Source organism: Pseudonocardia sp. NPDC049154 (assembly GCF_040648315.1).
Taxonomy (GTDB): Bacteria; Actinomycetota; Actinomycetes; order Mycobacteriales; family Pseudonocardiaceae; genus Pseudonocardia.
The window spans coordinates 1-15,478 of the sequence record NZ_JBEZDN010000025.1; the positions used below are offsets into that span (position 1 = coordinate 1).

At 71.6% G+C, this 15,478-nt stretch carries 13 protein-coding genes and 1 pseudogene; 4 read left to right on the forward strand and 10 right to left on the reverse strand.

What is annotated here, in order from left to right:
• Both AB0B41_RS15090 and AB0B41_RS15095 read left to right on the forward strand, forming a co-directional pair.
• On the forward strand, positions 1 to 992 hold a 992-nt coding region (locus AB0B41_RS15090), incomplete at its 5' end, for a 2-oxoacid:ferredoxin oxidoreductase subunit beta (protein WP_358203197.1).
• 36 nt (positions 993 to 1,028) lie between these two features.
• Positions 1,029 to 2,078 carry an alcohol dehydrogenase catalytic domain-containing protein gene (locus AB0B41_RS15095; protein ID WP_358203199.1) on the forward strand — a complete coding sequence of 350 codons (1,050 nt, stop codon included), beginning with the start codon at positions 1,029 to 1,031 and terminating at the stop codon, positions 2,076 to 2,078.
• A gap of 66 nt (positions 2,079 to 2,144) precedes the next feature.
• Here the strand turns inward: AB0B41_RS15095 and AB0B41_RS15100 are convergent, their stop codons facing one another.
• The 10 genes and pseudogenes from AB0B41_RS15100 to AB0B41_RS15145 all read right to left on the reverse strand — a co-directional run bounded on the left by AB0B41_RS15100 (position 2,145) and on the right by AB0B41_RS15145 (position 12,775).
• Entirely contained in the window at positions 2,145 to 3,635 is a 1,491-nt protein-coding gene (locus tag AB0B41_RS15100; protein ID WP_358203201.1) for an aldehyde dehydrogenase family protein, read from the reverse strand.
• A gap of 805 nt (positions 3,636 to 4,440) precedes the next feature.
• On the reverse strand, positions 4,441 to 4,824 hold the full coding sequence (locus tag AB0B41_RS15105) for a hypothetical protein (RefSeq protein WP_358203332.1): 384 nt from the start codon (positions 4,822 to 4,824) through the stop codon (positions 4,441 to 4,443).
• Between the two features lie 59 nt (positions 4,825 to 4,883).
• A pseudogene (locus AB0B41_RS15110) lies at positions 4,884 to 5,468 on the reverse strand (nitronate monooxygenase); the annotation flags it as partial.
• Complete coding sequence (locus AB0B41_RS15115) at positions 5,465 to 6,886, reverse strand: AMP-binding protein (RefSeq protein WP_358203202.1); 1,422 nt, start codon at positions 6,884 to 6,886, stop codon at positions 5,465 to 5,467. The pseudogene AB0B41_RS15110 and the gene AB0B41_RS15115, both read right to left, overlap by 4 nt.
• Before the next feature lie 253 nt (positions 6,887 to 7,139).
• A complete protein-coding gene (locus tag AB0B41_RS15120) occupies positions 7,140 to 7,724 on the reverse strand; it encodes a hypothetical protein (protein ID WP_358203204.1) in 585 nt (194 codons plus the stop codon).
• Entirely contained in the window at positions 7,649 to 8,431 is a 783-nt protein-coding gene (locus AB0B41_RS15125; protein ID WP_358203207.1) for an AMP-binding protein, read from the reverse strand. Before AB0B41_RS15125 ends, AB0B41_RS15120 begins: the two co-directional genes overlap by 76 nt.
• Positions 8,432 to 8,596: 165 nt before the next feature.
• Positions 8,597 to 9,910 (reverse strand): MFS transporter, encoded by a 1,314-nt coding sequence (locus AB0B41_RS15130; protein WP_358203209.1) that lies wholly within the window; start codon positions 9,908 to 9,910, stop codon positions 8,597 to 8,599.
• 18 nt (positions 9,911 to 9,928) lie between these two features.
• Positions 9,929 to 10,654, reverse strand: coding sequence for an SDR family oxidoreductase (locus AB0B41_RS15135; protein ID WP_358203212.1), 726 nt, complete (start codon positions 10,652 to 10,654; stop codon positions 9,929 to 9,931).
• Positions 10,651 to 11,790 (reverse strand): acyl-CoA dehydrogenase family protein, encoded by a 1,140-nt coding sequence (locus AB0B41_RS15140; RefSeq protein WP_358203214.1) that lies wholly within the window; start codon positions 11,788 to 11,790, stop codon positions 10,651 to 10,653. Before AB0B41_RS15140 ends, AB0B41_RS15135 begins: the two co-directional genes overlap by 4 nt.
• Before the next feature lie 88 nt (positions 11,791 to 11,878).
• Positions 11,879 to 12,775: a LysR family transcriptional regulator gene (locus AB0B41_RS15145; protein ID WP_358203217.1), complete on the reverse strand. Its 897-nt coding sequence runs from the start codon at positions 12,773 to 12,775 to the stop codon at positions 11,879 to 11,881.
• 83 nt (positions 12,776 to 12,858) lie between these two features.
• Here AB0B41_RS15145 and AB0B41_RS15150 point away from each other — a divergent pair, with 83 nt between their 5' ends.
• Positions 12,859 to 14,229 carry an amidohydrolase family protein gene (locus AB0B41_RS15150; protein ID WP_358203219.1) on the forward strand — a complete coding sequence of 457 codons (1,371 nt, stop codon included), beginning with the start codon at positions 12,859 to 12,861 and terminating at the stop codon, positions 14,227 to 14,229.
• 1 nt (position 14,230) lies between these two features.
• The gene (locus tag AB0B41_RS15155; protein ID WP_358203222.1) at positions 14,231 to 15,418 is read left to right on the forward strand and encodes an alkene reductase; all 1,188 of its coding nucleotides are present in this window, start codon (positions 14,231 to 14,233) and stop codon (positions 15,416 to 15,418) included.
• Positions 15,419 to 15,478: the final 60 nt, after the last annotated feature.

Genomic DNA, 15,478 nt, shown 5'->3' on the forward strand with positions numbered 1-15,478 from the left:
ACTACACCTCCGACCAGGAGGTCCGCTGGTGCCCCGGCTGCGGCGACTACGCCGTCCTGGCCGCCGTGCGCCAGTTCCTCCCCACCCTGGGGATCAAGCGCGAGAACACCGTGTTCGTGTCCGGGATCGGCTGCTCGAGCCGTTTTCCGTACTACCTGAACACCTACGGGATGCACTCCATCCACGGCCGCGCCCCGACCATCGCCACCGGCCTGGCCGTCTCCCGGCCCGACCTGTCCGTGTGGGTGGTGACCGGCGACGGCGACGCGCTCTCGATCGGTGGCAACCACCTGATCCACGCGCTGCGCCGCAACGTCAACCTCAAGATCCTGCTGTTCAACAACCGGATCTACGGGCTGACCAAGGGCCAGTACAGCCCGACCAGCGAGGTCGGGAAGGTCACCAAGTCCACCCCCATGGGCTCCCTCGACCACCCGTTCAACCCGGTCTCCCTCGCCCTCGGCGCCGAAGCGTCCTTCGTCGGGCGGGCCCTGGACTCCGACCGCAAGGGCCTCACCGAGGTCCTCGGTGCCGCCGCCGCGCACCGCGGCTCGGCGCTGGTCGAGATCTTCCAGGACTGCCCGATCTTCAACGACGGCTCCTTCGACCTGCTGCGCAAGCCGGAGACCAAGGACCAGCGGCTCGTCCCGGTCCGGCACGGGGAGCCGATCCGCTTCGGACCCGCGGGCGACGACGGCCTCGGCCAGTACGCCGTGGTCCAGCGCGGGTTCCGGCTCGAGGTCGTCAAGGCCGCCGACCACCCGTCGGAGATCATGGTCCACGACGCGGACAACCTCGAGCTCGCGTTCGCCCTGTCCCGCCTGTCGGACCAGGACCTGAACCACACCGTCACGGGCATCTTCCGCAACGTCGACCGCACCACCTACGACGACGCCGCCCGCGCCCAGCTGCAGCAGGCCAAGGACGCCAACCCGAACGCCGACCTGCAGGCCCTGCTCGACGGCCGCGACACTTGGACCATCGCCGGCTGACCACGAACATCAGTTGACATCGCGAGAAGGAGAGAGATGCGCGCAGTCCAACTGCTCGAGCCGACGAAGCTCGAGCTCACCGAGATCGACACCCCGGAGCCCCGTGCGGGTGAGGTGCTGCTCGAGGTGCTCGCGGCCGGGGTCTGCCAGACGGACGTGCACATGCGTCGGACCACCGAGGCGTGGATCCCCGCCGGCACGATCCTCGGGCACGAGACGGCGGGCCGGATCGCCGCCGTGGGGGAGGGGGTCTCGGGCTGGGCGGTCGGGGACACCGCCGCCGTCTACCCCGTCTGGTCCTGCGGGGTGTGCCGTTCGTGCACCGCGGGCAAGCAGAACGCCTGCCTCGGGACCGGCAGCAGGTTGGCCCCGGCGGCCACGCCGGGCGTGAGCGTGAACGGCGGGATGGCGGACTTCATGGCCGCGCCGGCCTCGGCGCTGGTCCGCACCGGTGACCTGGACCCGACCGTCGCCGCGACCCTCACCGACGCGGCACTGACCCCGTACCACTCCGTGCGGGAGTCCCTGCACCTGCTGGGTCCGGGCTCGTCCGCGGTCGTCATCGGGGCGGGCGGGCTCGGGCGCATGGCCGTGCAGATCCTGCGGGCCATCACCTCCGCGCGGGTCATCGTGCTCGACGTGAAGGAGACCGCCCTCGCCGCCGTCCGGGACGAGGTCGACGCCGCGCTCGACTCCTCCGACCCGTCCATCGCGGACAAGGTGCTCGCCGCTACCGGCGGGACGGGTGCTGACGTGGTGCTCGACTTGGTGGGCGACGACGCCACGCTCGCCCTCGCCACCGGCGTGGTCGCGCCCTATGGCGCCGTCCGGGCGATCGGGCTGACCGAGGGCCGCTTCACCTTCGAGACCAGCCAAGGTGCTCTGTCGCTGCCGTGGGGGGCCTCGCTCACCCGGCCGTACAGCGGCACCTACCAGGACCTCATCGAGGTCGTGGCACTGGCACAGTCGGGCCACCTCCGACCCGTGGTCCAGACGTTCTCGCTGGACCAGGCACTCCTTGCGCTCGACCAGCTCGAGGCGGGCTCGCTGACCGGCCGCGGCGTCCTGGTGCCCAAGGGCGCCTGACGGTGTGCCCGCAGCAACGAGAAGCGGCCCGCCCGGACATCCGGACGGGCCGTTCTCGCGTCGACGTCAGCTGGAGTACGAGCCCGAGAGCAGGATCTGCTTCACCTCGGTGAACTCCAGGATCCCCTCCTTGCCGCACTCACGGCCCCAGCCGGACTGCTTCACGCCGCCGAAGGGCTGGGTGAGGCAGACACCGGCGAGGTTGATCGCGACACCACCGGAATGGATCCGCTTCGCCACCGCCAGCGCCGCGTCCCGGTCCGAGGAGTAGACCGAGGCGGCAAGGCCGAACTTCGAGTCGTTGGCAATCCGGATCGCGTCCTCGACGTCCTCGTAGGCCAGCACGCAGGTGATGGGGCCGAAGACCTCCTCCTGCGCGATGTCCATGTCGGTGGTGACGTCCCGCAGCAGGGTCGGCTCGAACCAGAACCCGCCCTCGGGCAGGTGCTCGGGCCGCCTCCCACCGACGGCGATCTTGGCGCCCTGCTCCTGGGCGCGCTCGAGCATGGCCTCGGTGCGCTCGCGCGCCCGGGCGTTGGCCAGTGGGCCGAGGATCGTGTCCTCCTCGAACGGGTCGCCCAGCTTGTACTTGCCGAACTCATCGACGAGCCGGGCCACGACGTCGTCGTAGCGGGCTCGGGAGACCAGGATGCGCGACAGCGCCACGCAGACCTGGCCGACACCACCGATCGCGCCGGGGACCAGGGTCGGCAGCACCTCGTCGAGGTTCGCGTCGTCGAGAATGATCGCCGGGGACTTGCCACCCAGCTCGAGCGCGGTGCGGGCCAGACGGGGCGCGGTGCGCGCGACGACGTCCACCGCGACCGCTGTACCACCGGTCATGTGCACCATGTCGATGCCGGGGTGACCGACCAGGTGCTTCGAGGTCTCGGTGCCGGCGGCGAGCATGCTGTAGACCCCGGCCGGGAAGCCCGCCTCACGGGCGGCCTCGGCGATGACGCGGGTGGTCAGCTGCGACTCCGGCGCCGCCTTGACGACGATCGGGCAGCCCGCGAGCAGGGCCGGAATGATCTTCATGCCTTGCAGCGGCACCGGGCCGTTGTAGGTGATGATGCCCAGCACCGCGCCGATCGGTTGGTGCTGGAGGAGTACCTCCGACCCGCCCTCGTTGCGCTCCTCCTCCCACTCGATGGTCGCTGCGTTGCGCAGCGCCTCGCGCCAGATCAGCGTGGACGCGCCAGTGTTGATCATGGCGCTGTGGGTCAGCGGGAAGCCGGACTCGAACGCCCACAGGCGGTTCATCTGGTCCATCCTGGCCTCGAGGGCCTCGGCGAAGCGCGTGACGACCGCGATCCGCTCCTCGACGGGCATGTGCGGCCAGGGTCCCTCGACGAACGCCTTGTGTGCCGCCTCGGCGGCGGCATCGGCGTCCGCCGGCGACGGCGCGGGCACCGTGGCGACGACCTGTCCGGTCGACGGCATCACGACGTCGATCGTCTCGCTGCCGGCCGGGATGACCCACTCGCCGCCGATGAACAGCTTGTCGAGGCCGGGGACCTCGACATCGAGAGCGGTCGGACCGGGGGTGGTGCTCAATGTGCCTCCTGCGACTCTGCCTTGAGGAATATCTATGAATATCATATTGATGTGATGACGCGCGTCAACCGATCTCCACGGGGACGCGGGCACTCCTGGAGGACGACATCCGGGCGAACGGATCGGCCTCGGCGTGAAGCACCTGGGCGACCTGGCGGTGGTCACGATGGCCCGCCCACCCGCCAACTTCTTCGACCTCGGTCGATCCGCGATCTGGCCGACGAGCTCGACGAGCTGGCCCACAGGGCTGCCGAGTGGCCGTCCTGGCCTCGGGGGCAAGCATTTCTGTGCTGGTGCCGACCTCGGCGCCGGGGCTCCGCAGGACGGCCTGAGTGTCACGCTGCCGCGGCTGGTCGGATCCCAACGGGCCACCGAGATGCTCCACACCGCCCGCAGGGTCGACGGCGCCGAGGCCTGCTCGCTGGGGCTCGCCGACCGTCTCGTGGACGGCGACGATCCGGTGCCGGGGCGATCGCCTTCGCGGAGCGGATCGCGGCGTCGGCGCCACTGACCGTGCGCTCGACGAAGGCGACGATGCGAGCAGGGCGGGCCGGTCGCGGAGGCGACCGAGCGCGAGTTCGGCGAGCAGTTGACGTTGTGGTCCACCGAGGACTGCCGGATCGGCCTGGCCGCTGCAGCGGCTCGGACCACGCCCGTCTTCCTGGGCCGCTGAAGCGGGCGGGAGGTGGAGCCTGGAAGCAACTCGCTGGTGGGTCCGACCTCGAGGCCTCTCCTGAGAGGACCGCAGCGTCGTCGCGCCATCTCCACGCGACCACCGCCCGGTCCGGGCGGTGGCCGCGTCGCGTCAGGGGAGCCGACCGGCGAGGTCGTCGAGGATCTTGCGGGCCTCCTCGGCCATGCCGGGCACGAACTCCGCAATGGTCACCAGTTCGGTGATGGCGCTGGCGACCTGGCCGGTCATGACGAGGCTCTGTTCGGTGTCGCCCTCGGTCTGCGCCCGCTGCATCGACTCGATCTTGTGCCGGACCAGCTCGGTCGGGTCCGCGTCCGGGTCGGCGGGGCCCTCGAGCAGCGAGGTGGAGGCGTCGTTGCGCAGGCCGCGGCAGGGGCCGTAGACCCCGTCGAACGCCACGTCGTCCCCCTCCCGGGCGCCGAGCAGCGCGTCGAGGTAGCGCGGGTGCCAGCCCGTGTTGTCCGTCGTGAGGATGAACCGGGTGCCCAGGGCCACCCGTCCGCGCCCAGGCAGAGCGCGGCGGCGAGCCCACGGCCGTCGCGGGCGCCGCCGGTCAGCAGCACCGGGACGTCGACGGCCTCGGTGATCGACGGAACCACCACGAACGTGTGCATCCGGCTGGCCGGCGCGTGGCCGCCCATCTCGAACCCGGCAGCGAGGACGACATCCGCCCCGGCCTCCGCGGACTTGACGGCCTGCCGGGTGGAGCCGACCTTGTGCTGGTGCACCATCCCGGCGTCCTTGACCATCGGGATGTACGGCCCGGGGAACCCGGCCGAGGTCGTGAGCACGCGGAGCTGCGCGGCGAGTCCGGCGTCGGTCTCGCGTGCGGCCAGCACCTCCCGGATGTACACGTCGGTGAACTCGACGACCTCGCCGGAGGCGTCCACGCCGACCGGGATGTTCACCGCGAACGGCCGGTCGGTGAGCGAGGCGCACTCCTCGATGTGCGCCCGGAACGTCCGGGCGCCCTCGCGCAGGTCCTCGGGCATCCCGGGCATGCTGACCGTCCCCAGCCCGCCCGCGTTCGACACGGCGGCGGCGATCTTCGGGGTTCGGAAGGGGCCCAGCCCCTCCTGCACGACGGGGTGCTCGATGCCGACGAGCCGGGTGTACCGGTTGCTGATCCGCGCCGTCACGACGTGCCCCGCGTCGGCGAGACGGTCACGGTACCGGTGAGGTCGCCGGCGTCGATCCGGTCCCGCAGGACGAACTTCTGGACCTTGCCGGTCGGCGTCGTCGGCAGGGTGTCGACGAAGAACCATTGGCTGGGGGCCCTGAAGGCGGCGAGCCGCTCGCGACAATAGGCGCGCAGTTCCGCGGGGTCCGGTGGGCTCGCCGGGTCGGTCGGCACGAGGACGGCCCCCACCTGCTCGCCCCACTGGGCGTCCGGGATGCCGACCACGACCGCCGCGGCCACGCCCGGGTGCGTGGCCAGGGCGTCCTCGACCTCCCGAGGGTAGATGTTCTCGCCGCCCCGGATGATCATGTCCTTGAGCCGGCCGGTGATCGTGAGATAGCCGCGCTCGTCCATCGTGCCGAGGTCGCCGGTGTGCAGCCAGCCGTCCTCGAACACGGCGGCCGTCTCCTCGGGCTGCTCGAAGTACCCCAGCATCGTCTGGTAGCCGCGGGCGCAGATCTCTCCGCGCGTCCCGATGGGGGCCACCTCGCCGGTCGCGGGGTCGACGATGCGCACGTCCACCAGCGGCAGCGGCCGTCCGATGGTGCTGGACTGGTCGTCGGGGGAGTCGTCGAGTGCGGTCTGGGTGATCACGCCGTGCAGCTCGGTCTGGCCGAACACGATCGTGAACCGGCAGCCCAGCGTCTCCTTCGTGCGGACGACGAGCTCGGCGGGCACGAACGACGCCCCCGACATCACGGACTGCAGGCTGGAGAGGTCCCGCTTCGGCAGGTCCGGGTGGGTCAGCACCGCGGTGAGCATGGTGGGCACCAGCAGGGTGATCGTTCCGCGGTAGGTCTCGATGAGCTCCAGCAGGGACCCCGCATCGAAGGCGGGCATGAGCACGTAGGTGCCCGCGAAGGAGAAGGTGCCGATCTCGGTCAGCGCGCCGCTGCCGATGTGGAACATCGGCATGGCGTTGACCCACACGGCGCCGTCGGTGGCCCCGGCGCCGCGGGCGACGAGCCGGGAGGCGTTGATGACGCCGCGGTGGTGCAGCAGCGCGCCCTTGGGGAAGCCGGTGGTGCCGGAGGTGTACTGGATCTGCGCGGGGTCCCCCGGGCGCACGTGGGGGAGCTCGTGCTCACCGGTCGCCGAGGCCAGGAACTCGTCCCAGTCCGCGAGGTCGATGGCCTCGCGCAGGTCCGGTGCGGCGGCCCGCGCCTCCCGCACCGTCACCGCCATGTCCACGCCGCGGTACTCGGAGGCGTGCACGATGCCCGCGGCGCCCGAGCGCTGCAGGACGTACTCCAGCTCCATGCGGCGGTTCGCCGGGTTGACGGTCACGAGGACGAGCCCCGCCAGGCTCGCCCCCTGCTGCAGCAGTACCCACTCGGCGCAGTTCGGTGCCCAGATCGCGAGCCGCTCCCCAGGCACGGAACCGGGCGAGGAGGGACTGGGCGACCCGCTCGGCGGTGGCGAGCAGCTCCGCGTAGGTCCAGGACCGGCGCCGGCCCGGGTCCGGGTCGGCGTCGACGAGGGCGCACCGGTCGGGGTGCTCGGTCGCGCGCCTGCGGAGGAGATCGCCGAGGGACATCTCCCACAGCTCGTCGGGACTCCCGGTGGCGGCCCAGGAGGACTGACCGGTCGAGAGGGACATCGTTGGCTCCAGTGGTCGGGGTTCGCGGTGTCAGTGAGGGCCGGGAGTCATTGCGGCGGATCGGTCCGGCGGCGCCACGACGAGGGAGACCTCGAACGGGTATCCGGACAGCGGGGTGCGCAGCGCCTCGGCCGCGGCGGGATCGGACACGGAGACGACGGCCCGCGGTCGGGGGCCCGCCTCGTCGAGCCGGACCTCACCGCCGGGGGCGTGCTCGCGGACGACGCGAGCTACCTCCGCGAGCAGGGCCTCCCGCCGGAGCGCGGGCTTGGAGATCTTGCCGACCGCGGTGGTCGGCATCCGGTCCAGCACGACGACCTCGACCGGGACCTCGGCCCGCTCACCGACGTGCGCGCGGCAGTGGGCGAGCAGCTCCTCCGGCTCGGCCGCGGCGTCCTCCCGCAGCTGCACGTAGGCCATCGGCAGTTCGCCCTTGACCGGGTCCGGCCTGCCGATGGCGGCAGCGAGGTGCACGGCGGGGTGGCGGACCAGGACGTCCTCGATCTCGCCGGGATCGATGTTGTGCCCGCCGCGGATGATCAGGTCCTTGGCCCGCCCGAAGATCCAGACGTACCCGTCCTCGTCGACCGTCCCGAGATCGCCGGTGTTACCCACCGCCATCCGGGTGGGAGGTCTGCGGGCAGGCCGGCCGGAAAGAAGTCGGCGTCGAGCGCGGGGTCCAGATAGCCCGCCATCGCCGTCGGTGTCCCGGTGAGCAGCAGACCGCGCTCCCCGGGCGCGCAGTCCCGCACCCAGCGCCCGCCCTCGTCGAGCTCGACCGCCTTGACCCGGACGAAGGGCAGAGCTCGTCCGGCCGAGCCCACCCGAGGACGGGTGCCGTCGTCGAAGTGCCCGGTCGTGGTGCCGTGCAGTTCGGTCATGCCCCAGTTCTCGCGCAGCCAGATCCCGAACCGCTCGTGGAAGCGCTCCAGGACGTCCGTCGACAGCGGCGCGCCCCCGACGTGGAAGTCCCGGATGCAGCACCCGTCCGCGGTGCCGCCGCCGTGCAGCAGCGCGGTGGCCGTGGTGGGCGTGGCGAGGAGACTCGTGACCCGGTACCGCCGCGCGACTTCCCAGAATTCCGCTACCGCGCGCCGGGACCGGAACCCCTCGGTGGTCAGGGTGAACAGGGTGCCGCCGAACAGCAGGGTCCGCAGGCCGAGCGAGATGGTGCCGCCGCAGTGGAAGTTGGGCATGCCGTGCAGGGTCACGGTATCCGGCTCGTTGCCCATCAGAGCGCCGACGTTCCACGCCACGGTGAGCTGACCCGCCTGCGTCATCCGCACCAGCTTCGGGGTTCCGGTGGTTCCTCCCGTCGGCATGATCAACGCATCCCGGGTCGGGATCGGCCGTAAGCCGTGACCAAGACGGTGACCGCCGGACTTCGTGCTCGATTCGCAGCGGACCTTCGTGGATCACTTTCGGCTCGGGGTGCATCGAGGGCGCGGGCGGGCAACATGCCGCCGCCAATGGCGCTACGAGAGCGCTCAGGGTCGTCTGATCGAGGCAACCGGGCGGAGGGCCAGCGCACTCGCAGCGCTGACGAGGCACCCGATGAGCATGTAGGTGGCGATCGCCGTCGAAGTCCCGAAGCCGTCGAGTAGCGCTGTCGCGATCAAGGGGGCGAAGGCGCCTCCGAGGACGGACCCCGCCTGGATGCCGAGCGAGAGGGCGGAGTAGCGCACTTCGGTGGTGAAGGCGTCGGAGAACAGGGCGCCTTGCGGGCCGTACAGCAGGCTGTGCAGCAGCGAGAGCCCGACGACGAGCGCGAGGGTGAGCAGGGCGGGTGACCCGGAGTCGACCAGCAGCCAGAACGCGAACGACCACAGTCCGAGCAGGACCGCTCCGCTCACGAAGACGGTACGGCGCCCGAACCGGTCGGAGAGCAGGCCGGCGACAGGCAGCGCGACGAGCTCGACCGCCGAGGCCACCAACACGGCGGTCAGCACGGTGCTTCCTGGCATCCCGAGGATCGACGGGTTGGTGGCGTAGGCGACCACGAAGGTGATGAAGACGTAGTAGGTCAGGTTGATCGCGAGGTAGCTCCCGGCGGCCAGGACGATCTGGCGGGGGTGTCGGCGGAGGGCCTCGACGACCGGCGACCGGCGGCGGGGGCCGGTTCGGGTCGTCTGGAAGTCGCTGGTCTCCTCGAGCTTGAGCTGGATCAGGACGGCGAGGGCGATCAGGGCGACGCTGGCGAAGAAGGGGATGCGCCAGCCCCAGGCGAGGAACGCCTCTGGTGAGGTAGTGCCGTTGACCAGAAGGAATGCGCCGTTGGCGAGCAGGACCCCGCCGGGCGCGCCGGCGGAGGCGAAGCTGCCGTAGAAGCCGCGGCGGTTCGCCGGGGAATTCTCCGTGGCCAGGAGGATCACGCCGCCCTGCTGGCCGCCGACGGTGATGCCCTGGAGGAAGCGGAGCACCACGAGGAGGATCGGGGCGGTGACCCCGATGGTGGCGTAGGAGGGCAACAGCCCGATCAAAGTGGTGACGACGCCCATCGCGACGAGCGCGGCGACGAGGGTCTGCTTGCGGCCGATCGTGTCGCCGATGTGCCCGAACAGAGCGCCGCCGAAGGGCCGGGCCACGAAGGCGACGCCAAAGGTCGCGAAGGACAGCAGCGTCCCGGTCAGCGGGTCCTCCGAGGGGAAGAACAGGTTCGGGAAGACTAGGGCGGCGGCGGTGCCGTAGATGAAGAAGTCGTACCACTCGATGCTGGCACCGGCCCAGGAGGCGAACGCGACGGCGGTGGTGCGCCGTCGGCTCGGGGCCGTGGGAGCGGTAAGGGATGGCAGCTCTGACATCGCGAGTGACCTTTCCGGTCAGACGACGAGCGTGTGACCGCCGTCGATGGTGAGGACGTGGCCGTTCATGTAGGCGTTGCCCATGAGGAACAGGGCGGCGTCGGCGACCTCGGTGGGCGACCCGATGCGCCGTCCGGGGAGCTGCGCGGCGATCGCGGCGATCTTCTGCGCGCGGGCGTCGCCGAAGAAGCCGTCGAGCAGCGGGGTGTCGACGTAGCCGGGGGACAGGACGTTGCACCGGATCGGTGCCAGCTCGGTGACCAGCGAGCGCATCAGCGCCTCGACCGCGGCGCAGGACGCCCCGGCCACGGCCTCGCGTGCCATCGGCCGGGTGCCGGCGATGCCGGACACCAAGGTGATGGAGCCGGCGGGTTCCAGCAGCGGCGCGGCGTGGCGGCTCGCGTGGAACGCCGCCCAGAAGCGCAGGTCCATGGCGGGCCGGACGGCCTCGGCGCGGGCGTCGACGACGGCGGTCGGCACCAGCTTCGAGGGGGTCACGAGCAGGTGGTCCAGCCGTCCGGTCCGCTCCAGGAAGGTCTTGATCGCCTCCTCGTCGGAGACGTCGACCTGGTGGCCCTCGGCGCGGGGGCCCAGCCGGGACAGCGCCTCGTCCAGCCGCTCGGGGTCCCGGCCGCCCACGATGACGCGCCCGGCGCCGCGGCTCATCGCCAGCTCGGCCGTGGCCAGGCCGAGGCCGGAGGTCCCGCCGAGTACGACGACAGTCGCACCCTCGACCCCCTTCATCGCATGCCCGCCTCGCGGAGCAGGGACCGGGCGATGACGACCTTCTGGACCTCGCTGGTGCCCTCATAGATGCGGTATAGCCGAGCGTCGCGGAACAACCGCTCGACCGGTGTCGTGCTCAGGTAGCCGAGTCCTCCGTGCACCTGGACCCCTCGGTCAGTGATCCGCGACGCCATCTCGCTGCAGTACAGCTTGGCGGCGGAGGGGCCGGTGCTCGTATCGGCTCCGCCGTCGTAGCGGGCCGCGGCGTCGAGGACCAGCGCCCGCCCCGCGGCGAGCTCGGCGTAGGACTCGGAGAGCATCGCCTGGACCAGCTGGAACTCCCCGATGGGCCGCCCACCCTGTCGGCTCGCCGCGGCGTGGGCGACGGACTCGTCGAGTACACGCTGGGACAGCCCGACGCACAGGGCGGCGATGTGCAGCCGTCCTCGCGACAACACCGTCATGGCGCTGCGGAACGCCCGCCCCTCCGCGCCGACCATCCGTGTAGCCGGGACCCGGACGCCGTCGAGGTGGACCTCCGCGGTCCAGGCGCCGTGCTGGCCCATCTTGGCGTCGCGGGGGCCGACGGTGAGGCCCGGTGTCCCGGCGTCGACGACGAACGCCGAGATCTCCCGTGCCTCTGTCCCGGTCCTGGCGAAGACGACGAAGAGGTCGGCCAACGGGGCGTTGGTGATGTAGCGCTTGGTGCCGTCGAGGACCCAGTCGGACCCGTCCGGGTGGGCGGTGGTGCGCATGCCGGACGGGTCGGAGCCGGCCTCGGACTCGGTGAGGGCAAACGAGGCGACCGCCTTCCCGGCCGCGAGGGCGGGGAGGAACTCGGCCCGCTGCGCCTCGTCGCCGAAGCGGGCGATGACCTGGCCCGCGATGCCGTTGTTGGTGCCGAACAGCGAACGGAATGCCGGCGCGGTGTAGCCGAACTCGAAGGCGAGCCGGACGTCCTCGCTCATCGTGACGCCGAGCCCGCCGTACTCCTCGGGCAGTGCGTAGCCGAACAAGCCCATGTCGGCGGCGGCCGCCCTGATGTCGTCGGGGATGGCGTCGGTCTCCTCGATCTCCTGCTCACGAGGGACGACGAGGTCGCGCACGAGCCTGCGCACGGCGCTGACGATCTGGTCGAAGGATTCTGCGTCCACGGTTCCTCATCGATCTGTGGCCGAGTGGTACCGACGCAGTGAACGGAATCCGGGCCGAGCCCGGTGTTCAAACTTTGAGCATGGCGGCTCAGAAGGCCCGCTCCGGACGGACGTGGGCGGGGACGAGATCGAGGAAGGCCTTCAGTGAACGCGACGACGGGTGCTCGGCGTGTGTCACCACGGAGAGCGTCCACGACAGGTCGGTGTCGGAGACGGGGATGGTGCGCAGCGGGTACCCGCCGTCGCGCACCACCTCCGGCGGGAGCAGGGCGATGCCGAGCCGGTGGGCCACGTACCCGGGGATGCTCCTGAGGTCGGTGACCTCCGCGACCACGGTGCGCGGCAGGGCGCGGTAGGCGAAGGCGACGTCGATGATCGTCCGCTGCCCGTAGCCGTCGGGCATGTCTACAAAGGCCTCGTTCGCGAGCTCGTCGAGGGTGAGGGAGCTCTTGGCGGCGTACGGGTGGTCCGCGGGCACGGCTACCTGGAGGTCGTAGGTCCGGATCGGGACCGCGCGCAGCCGCGGATCGACCAGACGCCCGCCGACGAAGGCGACGTCCACCCGGCCCTGCACGACCTCGTCGACGAGGTCCGCGGTACCCCGACGCGGGGTCTCCAGCCGCAGCCGCACCTGCGGGTGACGCTGGTGGAACCGTCCGACGAGGGCGGGCACGTCCACGACCGTGAGCCCGCTGAGCATGCCGACGGTGAGGCTGCCCCGCAGCTCGCCCGTGGCGGACACGGCGGAGCGCGCGGCGTCCATCGCGTCGATGGTGGCGCGGGCGTGCGGGAGCAGGGCGCGTCCGGCGTCGCTGAGGGCGACCGAGCGCGTGGAGCGAGCGAACAGGGTGGCGCCCAGCTCGGACTCCAGGGACTTCATCGCCGCGGACAGCGTCGACTGCGTGACGTGGAGGTGCCGGGCCGCGCGCGTGAAGTTCAGCTCGCGCGCGAGCACGACGAAGGCCTCGAGACGGCGCAGGTCCACGCGCTCAGTCTATCGATGGAACCGATGACCACATGTTGATTCTTCATTGGACGCGATGAATGCCGGGCGGGCACTCTCGGCTCATGAGCGCTCCGCAGCCCGAACGACTCCTGATCCGCGGCGCCCGCATCCTCACCCAGGACCCGCAGCTCGGTGATCTCGACGGCGACGTGCTCGTCGCCGACGGCCGGATCGCGCAGGTCGGCCCGGTACTCATCGACGACCGGGCGGACGTCGTCGACGGGACCGGACACGCCGTGCTGCCCGGTTTTGTCGACACCCACCGGCACGCCTGGCAGGGGGCGCTGCGCAGCCTCGGCCCCGCCTGGACCTATCCGGAGTACCGCGGCCACGTCCAGGTCGCGGTCGGCCCGCACCTCACTCCCGAGGACGTCCGGATCGGGAACCGGGCCGCGGACCTGATGTCGCTCGACGCCGGCATCACCACGGTCCGGGACGAGTCGCACATCATGAACAGCCCGGCACACGCCGACGCCGCGGTCCAGGCGCACTGGGAGTCCGGCATCCGGACGGTGTTCGACCACGGCTGGCCGTCGACCGAGGCCGAGGCGTGGCAGTTCGGCAGCGATCGGTGCCATCCGGACGACATCAGGCGGGTCCGGGAGCAGCTGCTGCCCGACGACTCCGCCCGGGTCACCCTCAACGCGATGCTGCGGGGCCCCGAGCTGTCCACACCGGACGTCACCGATCGGGACATCCGGCTCGCCCGCGAGCTCGGGCTGCGGATCAGCATGCACGTCGGCCTGGGGGAGTGGGGCGCCGAGCAACAGGCGATCCGCACGCTCCAGAAGGCGGGCACGCTCGCCGCCGACATGACGTTCATCCACTGCTGCACCTCGACCGACGACGAGCTGCGGATGCTGGCGGACCACGGCGCGAGTGCCTCGGTCGCGGCGGCACTGGAGGTGTTCATGCCCGGGCTCGGGCAGCCCGCCACGAACCGGCTGATGGCAGCGGGGGTGCGGCCGAGCCTCAGCGTCGACGTCGAGTCCGCGGTCGCGGGCGACATGTTCGGCGTGATGCGGGCGGCTCTGGCGTACCAGCAGCTGGTGCGCGCGGGCGCGGGTGGGCCGCTGGACCCCGACGCCGGCACCACGTTCGACGCCGCCGACCTGCTCTCCTTTGCGACCATCGAGGGCGCCCGGGCGTGCGGCATCGACGACCGCACCGGCAGCATCACGCCCGGCAAGGCCGCCGACCTGATCATGATCCGGCTGACCGACCCGAACCTGCTCCCCGCGACCGACCCCGCCGCCGCGATCGTCACCAGCGGCCACGCCGGCAACGTCGTGCGCGTGCTGGTCGACGGCCGCACGGTCAAGCGAGACGGCCGAGTCCAGGGCGGCGACGGCATCGCCGAGCTGGCGGCGCAGTCGCGTGACCGCATCCACCGCGCCGCAGGGATCCCGGTCCCGGGACTCGGAAGGAATTGACATGACCGACCAGCCGCTGCTGAAGCCCTACGCCCTGCACGACCTGCTCCTGCCCAACCGCGTCGTCATGGCCCCGATGACCCGGAGCCGGGCGGACAACCCCGAGAACGCCGCGACCGACCTGCACGCCGCCTACTACGCTCAGCGCGCCACGGCCGGGCTCCTCGTCACCGAGGGCTCACCGGTCTCGCCGCAGGGCGTCGGCTACATCAACGTGCCCGGGTTGCACAGCGCGGCACAGGTGGCGGGCTGGCGCGGGGTGACCGAGGCCGTCCACCGGGCGGACGGGCGGATCTTCGCCCAGCTCTGGCACGTCGGGGCGCTGTCCCACCCGGACTTGCAACCCGGCGGGGTGCTCCCGGTCGCCCCCTCCGCCATCAACCCCGAGGACCGGTGCTTCACCCACCGAGGCCACACCCCCACGGTTCGGCCCCGGGCACTGGGCACGGACGAGGTCGTCGAGACGGTCGACCAGTTCCGCCGCGCGGCGGCCAATGCCGTGCTCGCCGGGTTCGACGGAGTCGAGGTCCACGGGGCAAACGGCTACTTGTTCAGCCAATTCTTCGCCCGCAGCATGAACCGTCGCACCGACCGGTACGGCGGCAGCATCGAGAACCGTGCGCGGTTCCTGCTCGAGGTCGTGGACGCGATCGCCACCGAGATCCCGGCCCACCGGGTGGGTGTGCGGCTCAACCCGGCCCTGCACCGGCTGGGCGGTGTGCTGGTCGACGAGGAGACGCTGCCGCTGTTCGAGTACGTGGTCCGCGAGCTCGACTCCCGCGGGCTCGCCTACCTGCACCTGCTCGAGCCGATCAACCCGACCGAGGGGCTGCCGCTGCCCGCGAGGTCGATCGCGGAGCACTTCCGCCCCCTTTGGTCCGGGCCGCTGATCTCGGCCACCGACCACACCCGCGCCGGCGGCAACCGACTGGTGGCCGCTGGGACCGCGGACCTCGTCGCGTTCGGCCGGGCGTTCATCGCCAACCCGGACCTTGTCGCGCGGTTCCGCACCGGCGCGCCGCTCACCGTCCCGGAACGGGCGACCTTCTATAGCGGCGGCGCCCGGGGCTACACCGACTACCCCACGCTTGGGGAGGACGGCGGGCTCGTCACGGTCGCCGGGGACGACGCCGTCGGGTCCCGCTACTCCGAGGCGCGGGCGCAGATGCGCACGACCTGGTCGACCTGATCGGTGTGCAAAGTCTGAGCAGTCGGGCGCAGCCGGGAGTCGGAGAGTGGACGTATCCGA